This is a genomic window from Flavobacterium sp. AJR, assembly GCF_002156885.1.
In the GTDB taxonomy this organism is placed as follows: domain Bacteria; phylum Bacteroidota; class Bacteroidia; order Flavobacteriales; family Flavobacteriaceae; genus Flavobacterium.
In genome coordinates, this window is sequence record NZ_NCWQ01000035.1 from 35,931 (window position 1) to 57,477 (window position 21,547).

Annotated in this window: 22 protein-coding genes and 1 riboswitch; of the genes, 7 read left to right on the top strand and 15 right to left on the bottom strand. The window is 32.8% G+C overall.

What is annotated here, in order from left to right; genetic code table 11:
- Positions 1-51 precede the first annotated feature (51 nt).
- The 6 genes from thiC to B8T70_RS10880 all read right to left on the bottom strand — a co-directional run bounded on the left by thiC (position 52) and on the right by B8T70_RS10880 (position 5,099).
- Positions 52-1,875: a phosphomethylpyrimidine synthase ThiC gene (thiC, locus tag B8T70_RS10855; RefSeq protein ID WP_039117504.1), complete on the bottom strand. Its 1,824-nt coding sequence runs from the start codon at positions 1,873-1,875 to the stop codon at positions 52-54.
- A gap of 164 nt (positions 1,876-2,039) precedes the next feature.
- Positions 2,040-2,246, bottom strand: coding sequence for a sulfur carrier protein ThiS (gene thiS, locus B8T70_RS10860; protein WP_039111866.1), 207 nt, complete (start codon positions 2,244-2,246; stop codon positions 2,040-2,042).
- Between the two features lie 63 nt (positions 2,247-2,309).
- Positions 2,310-2,407: riboswitch (TPP riboswitch) on the bottom strand.
- A 177-nt stretch (positions 2,408-2,584) separates the two neighbouring features.
- Positions 2,585-3,145: a DNA-3-methyladenine glycosylase I gene (locus B8T70_RS10865; RefSeq protein ID WP_086894870.1), complete on the bottom strand. Its 561-nt coding sequence runs from the start codon at positions 3,143-3,145 to the stop codon at positions 2,585-2,587.
- 73 nt (positions 3,146-3,218) lie between these two features.
- Entirely contained in the window at positions 3,219-3,671 is a 453-nt protein-coding gene (locus B8T70_RS10870) for a lipocalin family protein (RefSeq protein ID WP_086894871.1), read from the bottom strand.
- A 106-nt stretch (positions 3,672-3,777) separates the two neighbouring features.
- Positions 3,778-4,422: a hypothetical protein gene (locus B8T70_RS10875; RefSeq protein ID WP_123912102.1), complete on the bottom strand. Its 645-nt coding sequence runs from the start codon at positions 4,420-4,422 to the stop codon at positions 3,778-3,780.
- Entirely contained in the window at positions 4,419-5,099 is a 681-nt protein-coding gene (locus B8T70_RS10880) for a queuosine precursor transporter (protein ID WP_039111870.1), read from the bottom strand. Before B8T70_RS10880 ends, B8T70_RS10875 begins: the two co-directional genes overlap by 4 nt.
- Positions 5,100-5,266: 167 nt before the next feature.
- Here B8T70_RS10880 and B8T70_RS10885 point away from each other — a divergent pair, with 167 nt between their 5' ends.
- Positions 5,267-7,396 (top strand): M3 family metallopeptidase, encoded by a 2,130-nt coding sequence (locus B8T70_RS10885; protein WP_086894873.1) that lies wholly within the window; start codon positions 5,267-5,269, stop codon positions 7,394-7,396.
- A gap of 62 nt (positions 7,397-7,458) precedes the next feature.
- On the opposite strand, the gene tsf is transcribed toward B8T70_RS10885, so the two are convergent.
- The 6 genes from tsf to B8T70_RS10915 form a co-directional block, all read right to left on the bottom strand.
- Complete coding sequence (gene tsf / locus B8T70_RS10890; protein WP_039111871.1) at positions 7,459-8,421, bottom strand: translation elongation factor Ts; 963 nt, start codon at positions 8,419-8,421, stop codon at positions 7,459-7,461.
- 137 nt (positions 8,422-8,558) lie between these two features.
- Positions 8,559-9,341, bottom strand: a complete 783-nt coding sequence (gene rpsB / locus B8T70_RS10895; protein WP_039111872.1) for a 30S ribosomal protein S2 — start codon at positions 9,339-9,341, stop codon at positions 8,559-8,561.
- 174 nt (positions 9,342-9,515) lie between these two features.
- A complete protein-coding gene (rpsI, locus tag B8T70_RS10900) occupies positions 9,516-9,902 on the bottom strand; it encodes a 30S ribosomal protein S9 (RefSeq protein ID WP_007808909.1) in 387 nt (128 codons plus the stop codon).
- Entirely contained in the window at positions 9,902-10,357 is a 456-nt protein-coding gene (gene rplM, locus B8T70_RS10905; RefSeq protein WP_039111873.1) for a 50S ribosomal protein L13, read from the bottom strand. The genes rpsI and rplM overlap by 1 nt, the downstream gene beginning before the upstream one ends.
- A gap of 192 nt (positions 10,358-10,549) precedes the next feature.
- Positions 10,550-11,362 carry a ferritin-like domain-containing protein gene (locus B8T70_RS10910; RefSeq protein ID WP_039111874.1) on the bottom strand — a complete coding sequence of 271 codons (813 nt, stop codon included), beginning with the start codon at positions 11,360-11,362 and terminating at the stop codon, positions 10,550-10,552.
- A 25-nt stretch (positions 11,363-11,387) separates the two neighbouring features.
- A complete protein-coding gene (locus B8T70_RS10915; RefSeq protein WP_039111875.1) occupies positions 11,388-12,140 on the bottom strand; it encodes a ferritin-like domain-containing protein in 753 nt (250 codons plus the stop codon).
- A gap of 232 nt (positions 12,141-12,372) precedes the next feature.
- On the opposite strand from B8T70_RS10915, the gene B8T70_RS10920 reads away from it, so the two are divergent.
- Positions 12,373-13,401 (top strand): LacI family DNA-binding transcriptional regulator, encoded by a 1,029-nt coding sequence (locus B8T70_RS10920; RefSeq protein ID WP_039111876.1) that lies wholly within the window; start codon positions 12,373-12,375, stop codon positions 13,399-13,401.
- A gap of 118 nt (positions 13,402-13,519) precedes the next feature.
- On the opposite strand, the gene B8T70_RS10925 is transcribed toward B8T70_RS10920, so the two are convergent.
- The 3 genes from B8T70_RS10925 to polA all read right to left on the bottom strand — a co-directional run bounded on the left by B8T70_RS10925 (position 13,520) and on the right by polA (position 17,065).
- Positions 13,520-13,873 (bottom strand): hypothetical protein, encoded by a 354-nt coding sequence (locus B8T70_RS10925; protein ID WP_039117510.1) that lies wholly within the window; start codon positions 13,871-13,873, stop codon positions 13,520-13,522.
- A gap of 12 nt (positions 13,874-13,885) precedes the next feature.
- Positions 13,886-14,086 (bottom strand): hypothetical protein, encoded by a 201-nt coding sequence (locus B8T70_RS23610; protein ID WP_123912103.1) that lies wholly within the window; start codon positions 14,084-14,086, stop codon positions 13,886-13,888.
- Between the two features lie 132 nt (positions 14,087-14,218).
- The gene (gene polA, locus B8T70_RS10930; RefSeq protein ID WP_086894874.1) at positions 14,219-17,065 is read right to left on the bottom strand and encodes a DNA polymerase I; all 2,847 of its coding nucleotides are present in this window, start codon (positions 17,063-17,065) and stop codon (positions 14,219-14,221) included.
- A gap of 329 nt (positions 17,066-17,394) precedes the next feature.
- Here polA and B8T70_RS10935 point away from each other — a divergent pair, with 329 nt between their 5' ends.
- The 5 genes from B8T70_RS10935 to B8T70_RS10955 all read left to right on the top strand — a co-directional run bounded on the left by B8T70_RS10935 (position 17,395) and on the right by B8T70_RS10955 (position 21,535).
- On the top strand, positions 17,395-17,589 hold the full coding sequence (locus B8T70_RS10935) for a hypothetical protein (RefSeq protein ID WP_039117512.1): 195 nt from the start codon (positions 17,395-17,397) through the stop codon (positions 17,587-17,589).
- Positions 17,590-17,772: 183 nt separating this feature from the next.
- A complete protein-coding gene (locus tag B8T70_RS10940; protein WP_086894875.1) occupies positions 17,773-18,447 on the top strand; it encodes a response regulator transcription factor in 675 nt (224 codons plus the stop codon).
- Between the two features lie 10 nt (positions 18,448-18,457).
- The gene (locus B8T70_RS10945) at positions 18,458-19,792 is read left to right on the top strand and encodes a cell wall metabolism sensor histidine kinase WalK (RefSeq protein ID WP_242667453.1); all 1,335 of its coding nucleotides are present in this window, start codon (positions 18,458-18,460) and stop codon (positions 19,790-19,792) included.
- A 109-nt stretch (positions 19,793-19,901) separates the two neighbouring features.
- Entirely contained in the window at positions 19,902-20,096 is a 195-nt protein-coding gene (locus B8T70_RS10950) for a hypothetical protein (RefSeq protein ID WP_039117514.1), read from the top strand.
- Positions 20,097-20,293: 197 nt separating this feature from the next.
- The gene (locus B8T70_RS10955; protein WP_086894877.1) at positions 20,294-21,535 is read left to right on the top strand and encodes a metallophosphoesterase; all 1,242 of its coding nucleotides are present in this window, start codon (positions 20,294-20,296) and stop codon (positions 21,533-21,535) included.
- The last annotated feature ends 12 nt before the right edge of the window (positions 21,536-21,547 follow it).

Genomic DNA, 21,547 nt, shown 5'->3' on the forward strand with positions numbered 1-21,547 from the left:
TTCTTTCCTCTATTTCTTGACTTTCTTTTCTCTTGCTTCTTTATTCTGAAATTAAATATAAATCTCTTTTCCTTGCTCAATAAACTCTTCCGATTTCTCTTGCATTCCTTTTTCGGCTGCAGCCACATCACGTATTTCCTGAGATATTTTCATGGAGCAGAATTTTGGACCGCACATCGAACAGAAATGAGCGATTTTGGCACCTTCGGCTGGAAGTGTTTCATCGTGGAATTCTCTTGCTGTATCTGGATCTAGTGATAAATTAAATTGATCTTCCCAACGGAATTCGAAACGGGCTTTGCTTAATGCATTATCACGATATTGTGCTCCGGGATGTCCTTTGGCTAAATCGGCAGCATGAGCTGAGATTTTATAAGTGATAACTCCATCTTTTACATCTTTTTTATTAGGCAAACCAAGATGTTCTTTTGGGGTAACATAACACAACATCGCGCAACCGTACCAACCAATCATAGCAGCTCCAATTGCAGATGTAATGTGGTCGTAACCTGGTGCAATATCTGTAGTTAATGGACCAAGAGTATAAAACGGAGCTTCGTTACAATGCTCTAATTGCTTGTCCATGTTTTCTTTTATCATGTGCATTGGCACGTGACCAGGACCTTCTATAAATACTTGAACATCGTGTTTCCAAGCAATTTTGGCTAATTCTCCAAGAGTTTCCAGTTCGGCAAATTGTGCAGCATCATTGGCATCGGCAATAGAACCTGGGCGTAAACCATCGCCTAGAGAAAATGCTACATCATATTGTTTCATGATTTCGCAGATTTCTTCAAAATGAGTATATAAGAAGTTTTCCTTATGATGAAACAAACACCACTTTGCCATTATAGATCCACCACGAGATACAATTCCTGTAACACGTTCGGCAGTAAGATGAATGTAACGCAATAAAACACCAGCATGAATAGTGAAATAAGAAACTCCTTGTTCGGCTTGCTCGATAAGTGTATCGCGGAAAACTTCCCAAGTTAAATCTTCGGCGATTCCTTTTACTTTTTCTAAAGCCTGATAAATAGGTACTGTCCCGATTGGCACTGGCGAATTACGAATAATCCATTCTCTGGTTTCGTGAATATTTTTTCCTGTAGATAAATCCATTATGGTATCTGCTCCCCAGCGACAAGCCCAAACAGCTTTTTCAACTTCTTCTTCGATGGTCGATGTTACAGCGCTATTACCAATATTAGCATTTATTTTTACTAAGAAATTGCGTCCTACAATCATAGGCTCACTTTCGGGATGGTTAATGTTGTTCGGAATAATGGCACGACCAATTGCTACTTCACTACGCACAAATTCTGGGGTTATCTTACTTTTTGGAGTATTAGCACCAAAACTATGTCCAGCATGTTGACATTGCATGGCTTTAGTTTGCTCATTTAATAACTCAATACGTTGGTTTTCACGAATCGCAATATATTCCATTTCGGGAGTAATAATTCCTTGTTTCGCGTAATAAAGTTGTGTTACGTTTGCGCCTTTTTTTGCACGCTTTGGTTGATGTAAATATTCGAAACGTAAATGATTTAAATTCTCGTCGTTTAATCGCATTTGTCCGTAATCTGAGCTGATTTCGTCAAGGATTTCTACATCATTTCGACCTAAAATCCATTCTTCTCTTAAACGAGGTAGTCCTTTTCGAATGTCTATCTCGATATTTGGATCGGTATAAGGACCCGATGTGTCGTAAATAGTTACGGAAGGATTTTTTTCGATACCACCATTAGAAAGTCTGGTGTCGCTAAGTATTACCTCGCGCATGGCCACTTTTATAGGATGTATTTCTCCGTTAACATATACTTTATTGGAGTTAGGAAAAGGAGTTCTGGATATTTTTTCTTCGTTAGTCATTGGGAGGAAGTTTAAAGTTTAAAGTCTAAAGTTTTTAACTTGATTGTAAATTTTGTTAGTTGTGAGATGTTTTGTAGATATGCATATATACAGGCACACCGCAGTGCTTCTTCAATTGGAATTTGAAATTTTTTTATTGGAATTTATCCCGATAGCTATCGGGACTATCCTCCCTGCGTAGCAGAAATAATTAAAATATCGTCGGTTTCGTTTAGGATATGAGTATTCCAGATAGGTTTTGGAATAACGGTGTTGTTTATGGCAACGGCAATGCCATTTTGTTTGTTGGGAATTTCGAGATCGAGCAATGCCTGAACGCTAAGAGATTCAGCATTGAATTGTTTGGTTTGTTGGTTGATTTTTAGTTCCATTCCTCTAGAATTTAGTATATAGTTATACTTTAGGAATGGCTACAATGGCATATAGATATGCACGGAAGTCATCTTACTTTTCCCTACGCTAGTATGAACTAGATCAGGTTCAGAGGGTAAAATCTCAGCCTACTTTATTGTAGACACCCCTAAAGTGTGAAGCAAATGTAATAATTTTTTGTTTAAACGTTTAATGTTTAACGTTTAAAGTTGAAGAACAGTTTTTGTAGTTTAAAAAAAGCTACAAAAATATTTTTTGAACCATTAAGAAATATAAGAGGAATTAAGTTTTTCTGAAACTGAAAACTGTGACTGCAAACTGTAACTATGACTGCAAACTATTTTTTTCTTGTCCAGCAATCCTCAATATGATCATTGACCATTCCTGTGGCTTGCATTTGAGCGTAAATAACTGTTGAACCAACAAATTTAAAACCTCTTTTCTTTAAATCCTTACTAATTGTGTCAGAAAGTGGAGTAGTAGCGGGAACATCTTTTAGTGTTTTTGGATTATTGATGATGGGTTTTCCATCAGTAAATTTCCAGATATAATCAGAAAAACTTCCAAATTCTTCTTGTATTTTTATAAATGCCTGTGCGTTGCTAACTGCCGAACGTATTTTTAATTTGTTTCGGATTATTCCAGTATCTTGAAGCAAAGATTCGATTTTGTCTTCGGTGTATTGAGCGATTTTTTTGTAATCAAAATTGTCAAAAGCGGCTCTAAAATTTTCTCTTTTGTTTAATATCGTTATCCAGCTTAATCCTGCCTGAAAGGTTTCGAGAGTTAGAAACTCAAATAATGATGCATCGTCGTAAACAGGAATCCCCCATTCTTCGTCATGGTATTTTTTATATAAATCACTTGCAGAGCACCAGCCACATCTTATTGGTTCCATTTTTTATTTCAAATGTATAAAAAATCCTCATTTCGGGATGAAATGAGGATTTAAATTTATGTAATTTTAGGTGTTATTTCCTTTTATATTCACTTAAAGCATAAATAGAACTGTTGTCATTACCTTGAGTTATCTTTAATCTCAATGTTGTATTGCTTAATTCTAATATTTCATAGATGGTTGTATTGCCTTGAATATCTTTTACTGTTAGAGTTTTATTCGCTGTTGACCATGTTCCTTCATCACTGTATAGTTTACATTTTGAATTAACATACTCATATTCCAATTCGGTATATTTTGCATTATCTAATAATTCTATGACATTGTTATTACATCCACCTTCTTGTGTAAAAGGAAGTAATAGTTGTGTGCCATTTAAAATGTTTCCTACTTTCGTTAGTTCCCATTGACCTATAATTGAAGCTTCTTTGTTATTATTGTCATCATCGCTACTACTCCCACTACATGATGATACAGTTAATCCCAATACAATTGCAAAAGCAAACAGAATTTTAATTTTTTTCATTACGAAATTTTTAATACAAAGTATCAAACATATGTATATAATTTAGTAAACTAAGTTTTTTCTTGTTAAAATAATAATTTTCTTACTATTTTAGAATCATTATTCTTTACTTTCCAATTTTCCAATGGTAACCCTTTACAGAAGGAATATAGGCAGAGGTTCCAATGATGATTAAGTCGTTATAGATTTTCTTGTTGTATTTTATTCCGATAGCTTTTCCTGAAGTATACATTTTGTTTGCTTCAAATTTAATTTTCATTCGAGCATCAGCAAATTTAGCATCCGAAATTTTCTCAATAAACCAAGTAGAATTCCATTTGATATCGATTTCATCTTCGGCAGTTTTAGTTATGCTTTTTATTAATTTAACTCCTTCTTTTGGGATGTTATGGTCTTCAATTAATTCTTTTTGGGTTAGTGTTTCTCCTGTTTTGCATACAGAAAGTAATTTTTTAAAATAGGTAAAACCTTTAAGTTTTTCAGTTTCTAAGTTTTCTATCCTTATGCTATCTTTTATAACAGAACCTTCTTCAGTAATAGTTTCGTTATTTTTTGTTTTGTTAGGCGTGAATATAGTTTTTGTAATAGAATCTTTAGCCGAAGTTATAGTTTCTATTGTACTTTTTGAGATGTCTTTTATTTTTTTGGAAACAGTTGTTGTTGACTCTAATAATTGATCTCTATCATTTTTATTACAACTAGACAAGCAGCATAAAATTAAAATCAATAAAAATATATTGTGATGTTTCATGCGGTATGGTTGTTTTTCTTTTCTTCGGAATTATCTTCTTCCAGATATTTTTTAATCAAATGATGACCAGCATATATCAGTGGAGTTAATACTATTGCCAAAGTAAGTTTGAATGTATAGCCAGTTAAAGCTGATGATATAAAAGTATCGAAATTTATTTTTCCAGGTAACCAAAAAGCAATTCCTAAAACAATAAAAGAATCAAATAGTTGAGAAATTACAGTTGATCCGGTAGTTCTAAGCCATATTTTATTTTCTCCTGTTCTTCTTTTAAAAAACCAAAACATCCATACATCTATCAGTTGAGATGCCATAAATGCAATAATGCTACCTACAATAATCCACATACTTTGCCCAAAAACAGCTTGAAATTGTTCGTCATTTACAGGGCTAATGCCTTTTGCTGCAGGAATTACGATTGACATAAATAATATTAGAAAAGCATAAGCGATTAAACATGCTGTTATAAAAGATAGTTTTTTAACTCCTTTTTCTCCAAAATACTCATTAATCAAGTCGGTTGTTAAAAAAACAATAGGCCAAGGTAGGATTCCGATACTCATTACAAATGGACCAATTTGGATTAATTTCCCTCCAATTAGCTCTGCTACAACTGCATTGGTAATAAAAATTCCGGCGAGGATAACAAAAACAATTTCTTTCTTGGTTTTAAACATAGATAAATTTTAATATGCCAAATTTAAGATATTATTCGGAGTATTTATTTTTATAAAAAACATTGTTGAGATGTATTTAAGATGTGGCTTTTTTCTTCGTTAGCTATTCTAATTATTGGCTATATTTGGGGAATTGCATTTATTTTATAAAATATTAAATAACGTACATGAAAAAAATTGTCACTATTCTAATTATGGCTACATCTTTAACTTCTGTTCAGGCACAAACAAATTCACAAAATCCCTTATTGCAAAAATGGACTGGTCCTTATGGTGGTGTACCTGCTTTTACAGAGTATAAAATAGCCGATTTTAAGCCCGCTTTTGATGTTGCTATCAAACAAAAAAGTAATGAGATTGATGCTATTGCTAATAATACAAAACCTGCTACTTTTGATAATACAATTGCCGAATTGGAACGTTCTGGTAAAACGTTGTCGAGAATTATGACGGCTTATGGAATTTATTCTTCAAATATTAGTACTCCTGAATTTGCATTGATACAAAAAGATATTGAGCCATTACTTGCTGCTCAATCTACTGAGTTTTATCAAAACAGAAAACTATTTGGCAGAATAGAAAAGTTATATAATTCTCCAGATAAAAAGAAACTAACCGGAGAACAACAAAGACTTATTTGGGTTTATTATACGGAGTTTAATAAACAAGGGGCAAATTTAAGTGATGCCGATAAAGCTAAAGTTGGAGAAATCAATAAGCAATTATCAACGTTATTTTCTAAGTTTAGCCAGAATTTATTGGCAGAAGAAAATAACCAATATGTTGCTTTGGTAACCGATGCAGATTTTGATGGTTTGCCTGACGGAATAAAAAAAGCTGCTATGGCCGATGCTAAAGAAAGAAAACTTTCGGCATTGGGTTGTATTGCTAATACACGTTCTTTTGTAGAGCCTTTTTTAACTTTTTCTACCAATAGAGCGTTGAGAGAAAAAGTTTGGAGAATGTTTATTAATAGAGGAGATAACGGAGATGAATATGATAATAAATCGACTTTGGTTGAAATTTTGCAGCTTCGTGCTGCTAAAGCAAAACTTTTAGGTTATCCTACTTTTGCTCATTGGAATTTAACTAACAGAATGGTTAAAACTCCTGAAAGAGCGATGGCTTTAATGGAAGCTGTTTGGGAGCCAGCTGTAAATCAGGTTCATAAAGATGTTGCTGATATGCAGAAGATTGTTGTTGCCGAAGGAGGAAAATTTCAGATAGAACCTTGGGATTATCGTTATTATGCTGAAAAAGTTAGAAAAGCAAAATATGACTTAGATCAAAATGTAGTTAAGGAATATCTTCAATTAGAAAAATTACGTGAAGGAATGTTTTGGGTTGCAGGAGAATTATTTGATTTAAAATTTAAACAAATAACAGATGTTCCTGTATATCATCCAGATGTTAGAGTTTGGGAAGTTTCTAATATAAAGACTGGTAAAGCAGTAGGCTTATGGTATTTTGATCCTTACGCCCGTAAAGGAAAGCGTTCTGGAGCTTGGATGAATGCGTATAGAAAGCAACAAAAACTAGACGGAAATGTTCTCACGATAGTTTCTAATAATAGTAATTTTATAAAAGGAAATGATAATGAGCCAGTTTTGATTTCATGGTCAGATGCAACTACTTTGTTTCATGAATTCGGACATGCATTACATGGTTTATGTTCGGATGTTACCTATCCTACATTATCAGGAACTGCTGTTGCAAGAGATTATGTAGAGTTTCCATCTCAAATCTTAGAACGTTGGTTAGAAACTCCTGAGGTATTGAATAAATTTGCTTTAAATTATAAAACAGGAAAGCCTATTCCTAAAGATTTGGTTGAGCGTATTGCAAAAGCAGCAACATTTAATGAAGGATTTTCTACTGTTGAGACAATTTCAAGTTCACTTATTGATATGAAATTACATTTAGCAGGAGATTCTGTTATTGATCCTACAGTTTTTGAGAAAGAAACATTGACTAAGCTTAATATGCCTAAAGAAATTGTAATGCGTCATCGTATTCCTCAATTTGGGCACATTTTTTCTAGTGATGGATATGCGAGCGGATATTATAGTTATTTATGGGCAGATGTTATTAGTGCCGATGCTTACGAGGCATTTACAGAGGCAAAAGGACCTTATGATAAAGATGTTGCTAAAAGATTACACGATAAGATATTTAGTGTAGGTAATACAACGGATCAAGAGGAAGCTTATAAATCTTTTAGAGGACATAATCCTGAGATTAATGCTTTAATGAAAGCTAGAGGTTTTGAAGCTCCAGTTACAAAATCAAACAAATAGTTATAATAAAAAAGAGAGACCGTTAAGTCTCTCTTTTTTTATATGCGAATCTAGAATATAGATTATCCTAAAGTAACTCTTTTGAAACCTGTAATTTCAACGTTGAATCCTTTAACATAATCACCAACTTTTTTACTATCATCTTTGATGAAGTTTTGATCCAATAAAGCTTTTTCTTGATCTAAAGTAGTGTTGTCAGAGATGAAACGTTGAACTTTTCCTGGAATAATTTTATCCCAAATTTGTTCTGGTTTACCTTCAGCTTTTAATTCAGCTTTAGCATCTTCTTCAGCTTGTTTAATAACTTCTTCAGTTAATTGAGAGAAAGAGATATATTTAGGAACATTTTTTAAAGTTTTTCCTAAACGTTTTGCCTCTTCATTTTCTTTTTCGATTACAGCAATACGAGCAGCAAGTTCAGAAGCAACGAAAGCAGGATCAAAATCTTTGTAAGATAATGTATCAGCTCCCATAGATGCTACTTGCATAGAGATGTCTTTAGTTAAAACTTCAGCGTTATCAATTGGTGCAGAAATTGCAGTTAATGCAGCAATTTTGTTAACGTGAACATAAGATCCAACGAAAGCTCCTTCTAAAATTTCAAAACCACCGATTTCGATTTTTTCACCAATAACACCAGTTTGCTCGATTAACTTTTCAGCAACAGTCATTCCGTTGAAATCTGAAGCTAAGAATTCTTCTTTAGAAGAGAAGTTTATTGCTTTTTCAACTAATTCTTTAGCTAAATTTACGAAGTTTTCATTTTTACCTACGAAATCTGTTTCGCAGTTTAAAGTGATGATAGCTCCTTTAGTTTTGTCAGCATTAATAAAAGAAACAGCAGCTCCTTCAGAAGACTCACGGTCAGAACGATTAGCAGCAACTTTTTGACCTTTTTCTCTAAGGTTTTGTATAGCTTTATCGAAATCTCCTTCAGCTTCAACTAAAGCTTTTTTACAGTCCATCATTCCGGCACCTGTAGTTTGTCTTAATTTATTTACGTCTGCAGCAGTAATTGTTGCCATATTGTATGATTTTTTATGAGTTAAAAGTAAAAATTCCAATCTTTAAATCTCAAATTCCAGTTTTATCAAATTATCAACTCAACGTTTCTAATTTTTTATGGGATTTGGAATTTAAAAATTGGAATTTAAATGTTTATTTATTCTTTTGTTTCAGCAGGAGCTTCAACAGCCTCAGCAGCTGGAGTTGCTTCTTCTGTAGCAGGTAACAATGATTCAGCCTCTTTGTCAGAACCTCTGTCAGAAAGACCTTCAACGATTGCAGCTGTAACTAAAGATAAAATTTTATCAATTGATTTAGAAGCATCATCATTTGATGGGATAACATACTCTACTTCTCTAGGATCAGAGTTAGTATCTACCATTGCAAAAACTGGAATGTTTAATTTTTGTGCTTCTTTTATTGCGATATGTTCAGCTTTGATATCTACTACGAACAATGCTGCAGGTAGTCTAGACATGTCTGCGATTGAACCTAAGTTTTTCTCTAATTTAGCACGAAGACGATCTACTTGTAAACGCTCTTTCTTAGAAAGTGTCATGAAAGTACCGTCTTTCTTCATTTTATCAATAGTAGCCATTTTTTTAACAGCTTTACGGATAGTTACGAAGTTAGTTAGCATTCCACCAGGCCATCTTTCAGTGATATAAGGCATGTTTGCAGCTTTTGCTTTATCAGCAACGATGTCTTTAGCTTGTTTTTTGGTAGCAACGAATAATATTTTTCTACCTGATGCAGCGATTTTTTTCAAAGCTTCATTAGCCTCTTCAATTTTTGCTGCAGTTTTATATAGATTGATAATGTGAATACCATTACGCTCCATATAAATGTAAGGAGCCATGTTTGGATCCCATTTTCTAGTCATGTGTCCAAAGTGAACACCTGCTTCTAGTAATTCTTTTACTTCTACTTTGTTTGCCATTTTTGTACTAGTTTACGTTCTGTTGATTAGCAATGCATAAATGGCGATTTTGTCGGCTTTATACATTTAGATGCTAAACTATTTCCTACCTCGATAGGAGAGCAACAACAACTGTGTTTTTTAAATTCAATAATAATTGATATGCCTTGTTCTAAATGAACAAGACAGGTAATATTAACGTTTAGAGAATTGGAATCTCTTACGAGCTTTCTTCTGACCGAATTTCTTACGTTCAACCATTCTTGGATCTCTTGTTAATAAACCTTCTGGTTTCAAGATAGCTCTGTTTTCAGCATTTACTTCACACATAACACGTGCTAATGCCATTCTTACAGCTTCTGCTTGACCAGTTGAACCACCTCCGTAAACGTTTACTTTTACATCAAAGTTGTTTACATTTTCTGTCATAGACATTGGTTGTAAAACTTTGTACTGTAAAGTTGCAGTTGGGAAATAGGTTGCGAATTCTTTTTTGTTTACAGTGATTTTTCCTGTTCCTTCTGAAACATAAACACGTGCAACAGCGGTTTTTCTTCTACCGATTTTGTGAATAACTCCCATTACTTAAGATCGTTTAGGTTAACAGTTCTAGGTTTTTGAGCTCCTTGTTTGTGCTCAGATCCTACAACAACATTTAAATTTCTGAAAAGTTCAGCTCCTAATTTGTTCTTAGGTAACATTCCTTTTACTGCTTTCTCTACTAATAATGCAGGGTTTTTTGCTTGCAATACTTTAGCAGTTAAAGTTCTTTGACCTCCTGGGTAACCTGTATGACGCATGTAAATTTTGTCATCCATTTTTGTACCTGTAAGGTTAATTTTTTCTGAGTTGATAACAATTACGTTATCTCCACAGTCAACGTGCGGTGTGTAACTTGGTTTGTACTTACCTCTTAAGATCATTGCAACCTTTGAAGCAAGACGTCCTAAGTTATGACCTTCAGCGTCAACAACAATCCACTCTTTAGTTACAGTGGCTTTGCTAGCTGAAACTGTTTTGTAGCTTAATGCGTCCATAATATTATTTTAATTAAACATTCCATCCCCAATAAAGGGGTTGCAAAAGTACAATTAATTATTTTAAAACCAAATACCTTAAAAGATTATTTTAACTACTGAAAATCAGGAGATATCTTTTTATTTAAAAGAATAAAAAAACCACCTTTACAATTAAGTAGAGATGGTTTGGATTTTTGCGACTATATTTTGTTACACAATAAACAAATTTGCTATGTCTACAACCTGTTGCGTAGTAAGTGGTTCATCATAGGCTTCTGAGCCTGCTGCGGCTCCAAATAAGGTTGCGGTATTGTATCCTGCCTGTACGGTTAATTCTTCTCCATTATATACTGCTTGAGTCGCTGATGGCATTCCTGCGCCTCTCTCGTTACCGCTTATCCATCCTTTAAGGCCGCGTAATCGTCGTACTTCTGATGCGTGACGTGCTTCTACCGAATGTATTTGCAGTGCAGCTGTTAGTAAATCTGGCGTAGAAATTAAATTTCCTGCCTGACCTTTATAGGCTCTTACTCCTGTATCTTCAAAGGCTTGTGCCAAAGCTAAAAACGTTGGATAATCACCAAATGGATCAAAAGCACCACCAACAGTAAAGTCAAAAGTAGGTTTAGGAACAAAGTTTGCACTTGCTGTCCCTCCCAATCCTGCAATTAAAAAATTTACATGGCTTGATTCGTGGGCAGCAATTTGTTGAAAAACTTTTAAATCGCGTCCGCCATTTTCAGATGCTGGAATAACTCCTGAATCTAATGCCATAGCATAAAATTCATTTTCAAGATATTCTAAGGTTAATGCAAATTGTAATGCTCCAATTGGTGTTGCTGGAGTTGCAGTTATATCTTTGGCTAAAGCTTTATTGGCCAATGAAGATAATCCGAACGGAATTGAGGCTATTGCCAAAGTCTTTCCGATATTTCCAAATTGTGTAAAGCTATCTCTTCTTGAGCCCGTGCTTCTCATTGCGCTTTCGTCGGCAAAGGTTTCTATAAATTTTAATATATTCATAATTTCTAGATTTTATGGGTTGTGGTTATGGTAAATATTTTGCTGTGAATGGAGTTGTTATAAATCCTCCCGCAACAGCTAAGATTTTAGATGGATCTTTCGCTACATCTAAACCAGTTGTGGCATTTACCACATCATCGCCCGCAAAATCTTTAGAATTTGGGTTTATTAAACTTCTAATTGCCGCAGCATGCCTTGCTTCTACAGAAACAATTTTTCCTGCCAATACCAAATAATCTGCACTTTTAATTAGTTTTCCTGCGCCATTATATGCGGCAACTCCTGTATCTTCAAGAGCTTTAGCAGTTGCAAGTACTTCTGTACGACTGTTAAAATTCATAGATCCGTAATTAAATGCCAAGCTAGGAAGTAATTGTGTGCTTGGGTTAGGAAGTGCTCCGCTTAAAGCTGCCTTAAAAAAATCTCTGTGAATCACTTCGTGATGATATAAATCAGTAAGAACCTGACGTTCGATATCACTAAAAACACTATTGAAGTTTGATGCATTTACAACCTTAGTGTAAAAGTCGGCTTCTAGTTGTTCTAGGGCATATGCATAGGTTAATACACCGAAATCTCCAGAGCCTAAATCGAAGACGCCATTTCTAATTCCAGGTAGTGAAGTGTCGTCAACAGGCATATTTTCATCATCGTCATCGTGATTACATCCTGCCAAAAGTAAGCCAGTGCCAACAATGGTTAAGCCACTGATCTTAAGAAAACTCCTTCTGTTGTTAAGTAAGGGGTTAACTTCATGGATTTTAACTTCGTTTTTCATAATTCAATTTCTTTAAGTGGTTGTTAATAGCAAATTATAATTATATGTAAATAGGTATAAACGAAATTTTTGGATGGGCGGTTTTAGATTTTGGCTTTTTTTTAATTTTTTGTTTAAATTATTTTAAGAAGGAGATGTAATTACTTGAAAATTTAAAGCATGTTTTGACTTGTTTTTGTTTTAATTTCCTTAATTCTACTATATTTGTATTAATTCAATAAAATTATCTTAAATGAAAGCTAAAGCAACTTTAAAACAAATCGCAAAAGAACTTAACGTTTCTGTGTCTACAGTTTCTAAGGCACTTAATGATAGTCCTGAAATTAGTGAGCAAACTAAAATTAAAATTAAAGAGTATGCCAAACTAAAAAACTATAAGCCGAATGTTATTGGTTTGAATTTAAAGAACCGTAAAACAAAAACTATTGGAGTTATTATACCTAATATATTAAACTCATTTTTTGCTAAAGTTTTTAGTGGTATCGAGAAAGTAGCAGATAAAAAGGGATATAATGTTATTACATGTATTTCTAATGAGTCTTTGGAGAAAGAAATTCATACGCTTGAAATGTTGAGTAATGGAACTATTGATGGTTTTATATTATCGGTTTCTGAAGAAGCTCAGAAATTACAAGAATACAATCACTTTAAAGAAATTATAAACGACGGAACGCCAATTGTAATGTTTGACAGGATTGCAGAAGGTGTAGAGTGTGATAAAGTGGTAGTTGATGATTTTGATTCAGCATTAAATTCAACACAACATTTAATTAATTTAGGATGTAAAAATATAGCCTTGATTTCATCTGTAGATAATTTAAGTGTTGGAAAATTGAGAGCAGATGGATATCTAAAAGCTTTAAATGACAATAATATTCCTGTAAACGAAAATATCATTCTTCGTACAGATTCTGAAGAGGATATGAAAAGTAAAATAGATGCCATTTTTGATCATAAAATAGATGCAATTTTCGCTTTAGACGAAAATGATTCAGTTGCAGCTTTAAGGGTTAGTTTGAAAAAAGGATATAAAGTTCCAGAAGATATATCGATAATAGGTTTTGCAGACGGAATTTTGGCTTCGAGACGTTTATCACCAAGTTTAACCACAATAAGCCAACACGGAATAGAAATTGGTGAGGTTGCTGCCAAACGATTAATCTCAAGATTAGAAGAAAAAGAAGGGGAGAGCAGCGATTACGAAACCATAGTAATTAAAACCAAACTGAAAGAAAGAGAATCATCAAGAAAATCTAAATAATAAAAAAATCCATTAGCGCGCTAATGGATTTTTTTTAGTTTATGTTTTTATTAAATGAACGCTCATTATAATTGGTTTAAATTCAATGTCTTTTTTATAATTACATTGTAAATTTTATTTAAGAATTTCTTCCAATTATAATTAATCCCAGTATAAAAGGGAGAGCATAAAAAGCTAATATGACATAATTAGTATTTCTCAGATATATTTTATTCTTTTTATTAAGGTTAGAAGCCTCAATTAAAAGGGCAACAATTATTAAAAAAAGGATAAAAAGGGAGATAAAAAAAACTATATATGCTATTCCTATGTTGCCTGAATAATCTACAATCGAGTATAATAGAAAAAATACAAAAAGTGGAATAACTATTCTGATCACGAAGTGAACAATTATGTTGAATAGATCTGAGTCTGTATCTTCTTCTGGTTGAGTATTTTTAATCTCAAAAAGTTTATTTAATTCTTCATTCATGATGATTTTTATTTATTGTTTTTTGTATAATGCTACAAAAAAAGGCAATAATCCGGCATACGCTATAAGCTCTAGAAACCCTATGATTTGTGATAACCGATAGTGTACTTCTGGATCTATTGATATTGATGCAGTAGATTGTATAAACCAAAATAAATTTACTGTTGCAAGTATGCAAATTGATATTATTGCTAATAAGGTATTTTTTTTCATTTTTATTTTAGAGAAGGTTAGTCTTATTAATTTATATTTTTTTGCAATGTATGAATTTTCTTGTTCATTATTTTGGTTTTTTAATGAAGAGACTCAATTGAGAAATAAATGTAATAAACATTTTTTTGTTTTTTAATGTGCCTCTAACCAATCTTTCCCTAAACCTAATTCTACTTCTAGTGGAACTGCCATTATAAATGCGTTCTCCATTTCGTGTTTAATCATGGGTTGGATTTTTTCAAGTTCAGAGTTGTGTACATCAAACACAAGCTCATCATGTACTTGAAGCAACATTTTAGATTTCCAATTTTCAGATGTTAGTTTCTTGTGGATATTAATCATCGCAATCTTAATAACATCGGCAGCGCTTCCTTGTATTGGTGCGTTTACGGCATTTCTTTCGGCTCCACCACGAACAACTGCGTTTTGCGAATTAATATCTTTTAAATAACGACGACGACCCAGAATAGTTTGTACATAACCATTTTCTCTCGCAAATTCTATTTGTTCCTGAATGTATGATTTTAATCTTGGGTATGTTTTATAGTATGCTTCAATCAATGTTGCGCTTTCGCTTCTTGATAATGAAGTTTGGTTACTTAATCCAAAAGCCGAAACACCATAGATAATACCAAAGTTTACAGTTTTGGCATGGCTACGTTGTTCGCGAGTTACTTCTTCTAATGCTACATTAAATACTTTAGAAGCGGTAGATTTATGAATGTCTTCATGATTCTGGAATGCTTTTATCATATTCTCTTCACCACTTAAAGCAGCGATGATTCGTAATTCTATTTGAGAATAATCGGCAGATATTAAGGTGTAATTTTCGTCGCGAGCAATAAAAGCTTTACGTATTTGTCTTCCTCTTTCGGTACGAATTGGGATATTCTGTAAGTTAGGATTGTTTGAACTTAAACGACCAGTTGCAGCTACAGTTTGCATATAATCGGTATGAACCCTTTTAGAAACTGGATCTACCTGTAATGGCAAAGCTTCTACATAAGTATTTTGTAGTTTTACAAGAGAACGCCAATCTAGGATTGCAGCAACAATCTCATTGTCTTTGGCTAAATAGCTTAAGATTTCTTCGCCAGTTGCATATTGACCAGTTTTAGTTTTCTTTTGCTTTGCTCCACCAATTTTTAATTTATCAAATAAGATGTCTCCTAATTGTTTAGGTGATGCAAGGTTGAATTGTTCTCCTGCGATTTCGTAAATTTTAGCTTCTAATGTTTTAATATCCTTACCTAATTCTTCAGATAGTGATTTTAAAAAGTCAACATCTAGTCTGATTCCTTCAGTTTCCATAGCAGCCAAAACACTAACCAACGGAATTTCGATTTCGTCGAATAATTTTTTAGTTCCGGTTTTGTCTAATTCTGTGGTGAATATCTCTTTAAGTTGCAACGTTACATCGGCATCTTCTGCAGCGTATTCCTTTATATCTTCGAGTGCAACATCGCGCATCGATTTTTGATTCTTTCCTTTTTTACCAATTAAATCTTCAATTGATTTTGGAGAATATTTTAAATATGTTTCTGATAAAATATCCATATTATGACGCATGTCTGGATTAATCAGGTAATGCGCAATCATAGTGTCAAATAATTTTCCTTTTACAGAAACACCATAATTCAATAATATTTTTAAATCATATTTTAAATTCTGACCAATCTTTTCGATTGCTTCATTCTCAAAAAACGGAATAAATTTTTCAATCAATGCTTTTGCTTCTTCTTGGTTTTCTGGAAACGGAACATAGAATCCTTTTCCTTTTTCGTAAGAAAATGAAATTCCAACCAATTCGGCGTGTAAAGCATCTAATCCTGTAGTTTCAGTATCAAAACAAACAGAAGTTTGGTTTTGTAAATTTTGTAAAAGCAATTTTAAACCTAAATCTCCTTGAATAATTTGATAAGAGTGAGGCGTGTTTTCTAGATTATTGTAAAAAGAAGTTCTTTGCGCTTCTGGATTTTCTTCATCAGTAGTAGCACTTCCGAAAAGATCAAATTGATCATCATTTTTCGGTTGTGGTTTTTTGTATAGTTTAGCATCAGGAGCAGCTGCAGTAGCTGTTAATCCGCTTCCATCTGCTTTAAAAAGATTGTCAAATTGTTCCGCCATTCTTCTAAATTCCAATTCTTGAAAAATAGCATCCGTTTTTTCGATATCAGGACGAGTTAATTCGTAATCAGATTCGTTAAAAGTTACAGGACAATCTAGTAGGATAGTTGCCAATGTTTTAGATAGTAAGCCTTTCTCAGCGTTAGCCTCGATATTCTCTTTCATTTTTCCTTTTAGCTTGTCAGTATTTGCCAAAAGGTTTTCCATTGAACCATATTCTTTCAATAGTTTTTTGGCAGTAACTTCTCCAACTCCTGGAAGCCCCGGGATATTATCGGCAGCATCGCCCATCATACCAAGAAAATCAATTACTTGTTCCGGACGTTCGATTTCAAATTTTGCCAATACTTCAGGAACACCCCAAATTTCTATTCCGTTACCCATTCGGGCTGGTTTGTACATAAATATATTCTCAGATACTAATTGTGCAAAATCCTTATCTGGCGTTACCATAAATACTTTATAGTTTTCTTTTTCGGCTTGCTTTGCAATAGTTCCAATTAAATCATCGGCTTCAAAACCCGCAACTTCTATAATCGGGATATGCATTGCTTTTAATAATTCATGTATATAAGGTACAGCAATTTTTATAGCTTCGGGAGTTACATCACGATTGGCTTTGTACTCAGGGAATATCTCATTACGCAAAGCACTTCCTCCTTTATCAAAAGCTACTGCTAAATGATCTGGTTTTTCTCTTTTTATCACATCCAAAAGTGAGTTCATGAACCCCATAATTGCAGAGGTATCCATTCCTTTGGAGTTAATTCGCGGGTTTTTTATAAAAGCATAATAGCCACGAAAAATTAAAGCGTAAGCATCAAGAAGAAAAAGGCGTTTTTGAGTTGACATAAAAAAAATATTAGTCTGTAAAAATAAACAATTGGGTTTTAAAAACGATTCGGTTCTTGAAAATTTAATCTGGATAAACTCAAATTAGAATTGAAATGTTTTATTAGAGATGCTTTTTTGCTATCTATAGAATCGTACAGTAGTGCGTCTTTGGTAATGCTATTGTATTACTTTATTCGTAAAAGTCCTGTAAGATTGAATATTAAGTACCAAAAGTTAATGTCAAGTTAAAATTTTCAGATGATTGTTTTCTTCATTTTGTCTTCATATTACAGATGTAAATTTGGTGTATAAAATAAGAGATAATTAACTTTTAAATATTAGAAATCATGAGAAATTTAGTAATGTTATTAGTAGCAGTTTTAGGTACAAGTGCAATGGTTAGCGCAGCTACAACTCCGGTTAAAGCAACTCCAACAAAAGAAGTTAAAGCAACCAAACACCCAAAAGCAAAAACAGATAAAAAAACAAAATCTGAGAAAAAAGCAGCTCCAAAAGCAGAACCAATGAAAGCTAAAAAATAGATGTCGTTTTTGTTTTGCTTTAAATGAAGGTTGATAGCGGTAGGCAAAACAAAAAGGATAATTATTGATAAGGCTGATAAAGAAATTTATCAGCCTTTTTTGTTCGTACAGGCGTTAAATTTTTAATAATTAAAAAATTACGTTTTCATTATTTGCTTACTTTTAATTTATAAAATACAGTTTATGAATATTCTTATTGTCGAAGATAATAAAGAGCTTGCCATCGAGGTTAAAGATTTTTTGAGTGATGGTGGTTATGTATGTAAAATTGCTAATACGTGTAATGAAGCATTAGATGAAATTGGCGGAAATGATTATGATGCCATGCTGCTTGATTTAGGTTTGCCAGATGGAGATGGTTTTGATGTTTTAAAAGCGGTTCGAAAAACCAAATCCAAAATTGCAGTAATTGTTATTACCGCTCGTGGAGAATTAGACGACAGGATTGATGGATTGCATCTTGGTGCCGATGATTATCTTACCAAGCCATTTGCGCTAACAGAGTTAAGTGCACGTTTGTTTGCTGTTATTCGTAGAATGCATGGGTATACTTTAAATGATTTAATTATACATGGATTTTCGTTGCAATTACAAGATTACAAAGTAAGTTATGATGGAACGCCGATTAATTTGACCAAGAAAGAATTTGATATTTTTCAATATTTAGTATTGAATAAAAATCGTGTAATTACCAGATTACAATTAACAGAACATATTTGGGGAGATATTCTGGAGATAAATTCAGATTCAAATTTTATTGATGTTCACGTTCGTAACCTTCGAAAAAAATTAGACAAACACACTACAATTGATTGGTTTGAAACAGTAAGAAATGTTGGATATCGAATTAATACCTAGATAAAGTAATATGAAAATAAAGCATCAATTAGCCATTTTTAATGCACTAACGCGATTGTTAGTGATTTTGATTTTATGGTTAATGCTGCCTATTTTAGTTCAGAATGTGGTTTATAGACACATTAATAATGGACTTATCGAAAAAAAGAAAAAGTTTATTGAGCATTTAAATCAAAATGAAATTGATGATTTTATCGAAAATGCGGATGATTCTACTGAAACTTATTCGCAATTTTCGACTTTACATAGTGAGTTTTTGGTACTATCGAGATTGCCAAAATTACCAAATCTAGAAAAGACCACTTTTGTTAATGAGAATAGGATTATCGAAGGTGAAGAAAATGAGTATAGGATATTACGATATCATTTTACTTATGAAAATATAGGATATCAGTTAGAGATAGGTAGCAGTTTGGCAGAAATAAAAGATCTTACTTTTATTATTAAGCTCTTTATTATTATTGTCTTAGTTGTAATTGTTTTGATAACATTCTTGGCAGATACTTTTTATATAGAGTATTTACTCAAGCCTTTTTATAAAATAATAGATACTAAAATACGTAGAGTAAATGAGCCTGAAGCTTTTGATCATACTCCGATTAAGGCGCATTCGGCAGATTTTAGAGAATTAGATTCGGTTTTAAACCAAATGATGGATAGGATAGGAGAGCTATTTAAAAAAGAAAAGCAATTTATATCCAATGTTTCTCATGAACTTTTAACCCCGATTGCATTATTAAAAAATAAATTCGAGAACTTATTACAAAATGAATCTTTGGATGATAATGCAGTTGATAAAATTGCAGGCTCACTCAGGACATTGGATATGCTGAAAAAAATAATCAATAACTTATTGTTAATTTCCAGAATCGAAAATAATCAATATGCTGCCAATGAAGCAATTGATTTTTATGGAATTGTAAACGGATTGTACGATGATTTACAAGATAGGATTGATGATAAAGGATTGCAATTCTCTAATAAAATGGAGCATGATTTTAATTTTATGGGTAACAATACGCTCATGCATATCCTATTGTATAATCTAGTTACCAATGCAATAAAATATAATAAAGAGAACGGAAGTATTACTATTAGCGATGGGTTTTTAAATCAACATTACTATTTGTCTATTTCTGATTCGGGAATAGGAATGAATGAAACTCAAGTCGAAAAGATATTTAATCGATTTACCCGAATTAGTTCTGATCAGGATGGTCAAGGTTTAGGCTTGGCTATAGCCGATAGTATAGCTTCTTTTCATCATATAGAGATTAAGGTAACCTCGACTCCTAATGAGGGTACTACGTTTTTGTTATTGTTTCCAAATAGCGTCAAAGCCTAATTAAAAGTTAAAATTTTTAGGCAAGGTAAATCTTCATTTAATCTTCATTTAGCAGATATATCTTTGACCTATAAATAATGAAATAATAATAATCATAAAACTAACAATCATGAAAAAAGTATTAATGCTAGCTATAGCAGTTTTAGGAACAACAGCAATGGTAAATGCTCAAACAACTCCAGCTCAAACGACTCCAACAAAAGAAGTGAAAGCTACTAAACATGCTAAAAAGAAAGCAGATAAAAAAGCTGAAGCTACAAAAACTGAAGTAGCTAAACCAGAGGCTGCAAAAGCTAAAAAATAAGGGTTTGATTAATATTCTACTTACTATAAATTAGGGTTAATAATTTATATAAGGGGGTAGGTAGGATAATAGTTTTAGTAGGTGGAAAGCTGGTGAGTAAAATCACCAGCTTTTTTTGTTATTGTTTGCGTTAAAATTTTGATAACAAAAAGTTTTCACATATTCATTCTTTGTTACTTTGCTTAAAAATTTTTCCAATGGTCATTCGTTTTATAATTATTTGTGCTCTTTTTTTATTTATAGAGTTTTATTCTTTTCAGGCTGTTAGAACATTGATTAAGCTAAGATGGCTCCTGATAAGTTACCAAATAATAAGTTTACTACTTTTTATATTTATAATATATTCCTTTACGCAATTTGACCGTTCTATTGGGCAAACTAAGCAAACCATGTTTACAATGGGGCTGATGTTGGTGGTTTATGTACCAAAAATTGTAATAACATTAGTGCTTTTGGGCGAAGATATTTTTCGTGTAGGAGCTGGATTAGTTAACTATTTTATCGAGAATCCTAACTTAACGAAAGATAGCGTAATTCCGAGCCGAAGAAAATTTGTGAGTCAATTGGCAGTTGGTTTGGCAGCAGTTCCTTTTCTGTCTTTAATTTATGGAATTTTTGAAGGAAAATATAATTTTAAAGTAATCAAGCAAACTGTATTTTTTCCAGATTTACCAGATGCTTTTGATGGATTTACGATTACACAAATATCTGATGTGCATTCGGGAAGCTTTGATAATCCAGAGAAAATAAGCTATGCCGTTGATTTAGTAAATGAACAAAACTCGGATATGATTTTGTTTACGGGAGATATCGTTAATACGCATGCTACCGAAATGCATCCTTGGTTAGAGACTTTTAATAAAATAAAAGATCCTAAATTTGGTAAATATGCGGTTTTAGGAAATCATGATTATGGCGAATATGTTACTTGGCCATCTGAACAAAAGAAAGATGAAAACTTTGAAGCTATAAAAAGCTTATACGGACAAATTGGTTTTCAATTATTATTGAATGAACATACTTACATTCAAAAAGGAGAGGATAAAATCGCTTTGGTAGGTGTTGAAAATTGGGGACATAATTTTAAAAAAGCGGGTGATTTAAATAAAGCTTCGCAAGGTGTTCAACAAGATGATTTTAAGGTATTAATGAGTCATGATCCTAGTCATTGGGAGTATGAAATAAAAAATCATCCTAAGAATTTTCACCTTACTTTGTCAGGACATACTCATGGAATGCAGTTTGGGATTGAAATTCCGGGCTATTTTAAATGGAGCTTGGCACAATATGTGTATAAACAATGGGCTGGCTTGTATGAAAACGCAGGTCGCTATGTATATGTAAATCGTGGTTTTGGATTTCATGCTTATCCAGGACGTGTAGGGATTATGCCCGAAATAACCGTGATTGAACTAAAAAAAGGGAAGGATGTGGCATAATTCGTTAAAAAT

Coding starts and splice junctions, on each gene's coding strand:
- B8T70_RS10945 (WP_242667453.1), top strand. CDS start 18,458: ATGAAAATAAAGCATCAATTAGCCATTTTTAATGCACTAACGCGATTG.
- B8T70_RS10885 (WP_086894873.1), top strand. CDS start 5,267: ATGAAAAAAATTGTCACTATTCTAATTATGGCTACATCTTTAACTTCT.
- B8T70_RS10925 (WP_039117510.1), bottom strand. CDS start 13,873: ATGAATGAAGAATTAAATAAACTTTTTGAGATTAAAAATACTCAACCA.
- B8T70_RS10940 (WP_086894875.1), top strand. CDS start 17,773: ATGAATATTCTTATTGTCGAAGATAATAAAGAGCTTGCCATCGAGGTT.
- B8T70_RS23610 (WP_123912103.1), bottom strand. CDS start 14,086: ATGAAAAAAAATACCTTATTAGCAATAATATCAATTTGCATACTTGCA.
- rplM (WP_039111873.1), bottom strand. CDS start 10,357: ATGGACGCATTAAGCTACAAAACAGTTTCAGCTAGCAAAGCCACTGTA.
- B8T70_RS10870 (WP_086894871.1), bottom strand. CDS start 3,671: ATGAAAAAAATTAAAATTCTGTTTGCTTTTGCAATTGTATTGGGATTA.
- rpsI (WP_007808909.1), bottom strand. CDS start 9,902: ATGGGAGTTATTCACAAAATCGGTAGAAGAAAAACCGCTGTTGCACGT.
- thiC (WP_039117504.1), bottom strand. CDS start 1,875: ATGACTAACGAAGAAAAAATATCCAGAACTCCTTTTCCTAACTCCAAT.
- B8T70_RS10865 (WP_086894870.1), bottom strand. CDS start 3,145: ATGGAACCAATAAGATGTGGCTGGTGCTCTGCAAGTGATTTATATAAA.
- B8T70_RS10880 (WP_039111870.1), bottom strand. CDS start 5,099: ATGTTTAAAACCAAGAAAGAAATTGTTTTTGTTATCCTCGCCGGAATT.
- B8T70_RS10935 (WP_039117512.1), top strand. CDS start 17,395: ATGAGAAATTTAGTAATGTTATTAGTAGCAGTTTTAGGTACAAGTGCA.
- B8T70_RS10955 (WP_086894877.1), top strand. CDS start 20,294: ATGGTCATTCGTTTTATAATTATTTGTGCTCTTTTTTTATTTATAGAG.
- thiS (WP_039111866.1), bottom strand. CDS start 2,246: ATGGAACTAAAAATCAACCAACAAACCAAACAATTCAATGCTGAATCT.
- tsf (WP_039111871.1), bottom strand. CDS start 8,421: ATGGCAACAATTACTGCTGCAGACGTAAATAAATTAAGACAAACTACA.
- B8T70_RS10910 (WP_039111874.1), bottom strand. CDS start 11,362: ATGAATATATTAAAATTTATAGAAACCTTTGCCGACGAAAGCGCAATG.
- B8T70_RS10950 (WP_039117514.1), top strand. CDS start 19,902: ATGAAAAAAGTATTAATGCTAGCTATAGCAGTTTTAGGAACAACAGCA.
- rpsB (WP_039111872.1), bottom strand. CDS start 9,341: ATGGCAAACAAAGTAGAAGTAAAAGAATTACTAGAAGCAGGTGTTCAC.
- polA (WP_086894874.1), bottom strand. CDS start 17,065: ATGTCAACTCAAAAACGCCTTTTTCTTCTTGATGCTTACGCTTTAATT.
- B8T70_RS10915 (WP_039111875.1), bottom strand. CDS start 12,140: ATGAAAAACGAAGTTAAAATCCATGAAGTTAACCCCTTACTTAACAAC.
- B8T70_RS10920 (WP_039111876.1), top strand. CDS start 12,373: ATGAAAGCTAAAGCAACTTTAAAACAAATCGCAAAAGAACTTAACGTT.
- B8T70_RS10875 (WP_123912102.1), bottom strand. CDS start 4,422: ATGAAACATCACAATATATTTTTATTGATTTTAATTTTATGCTGCTTG.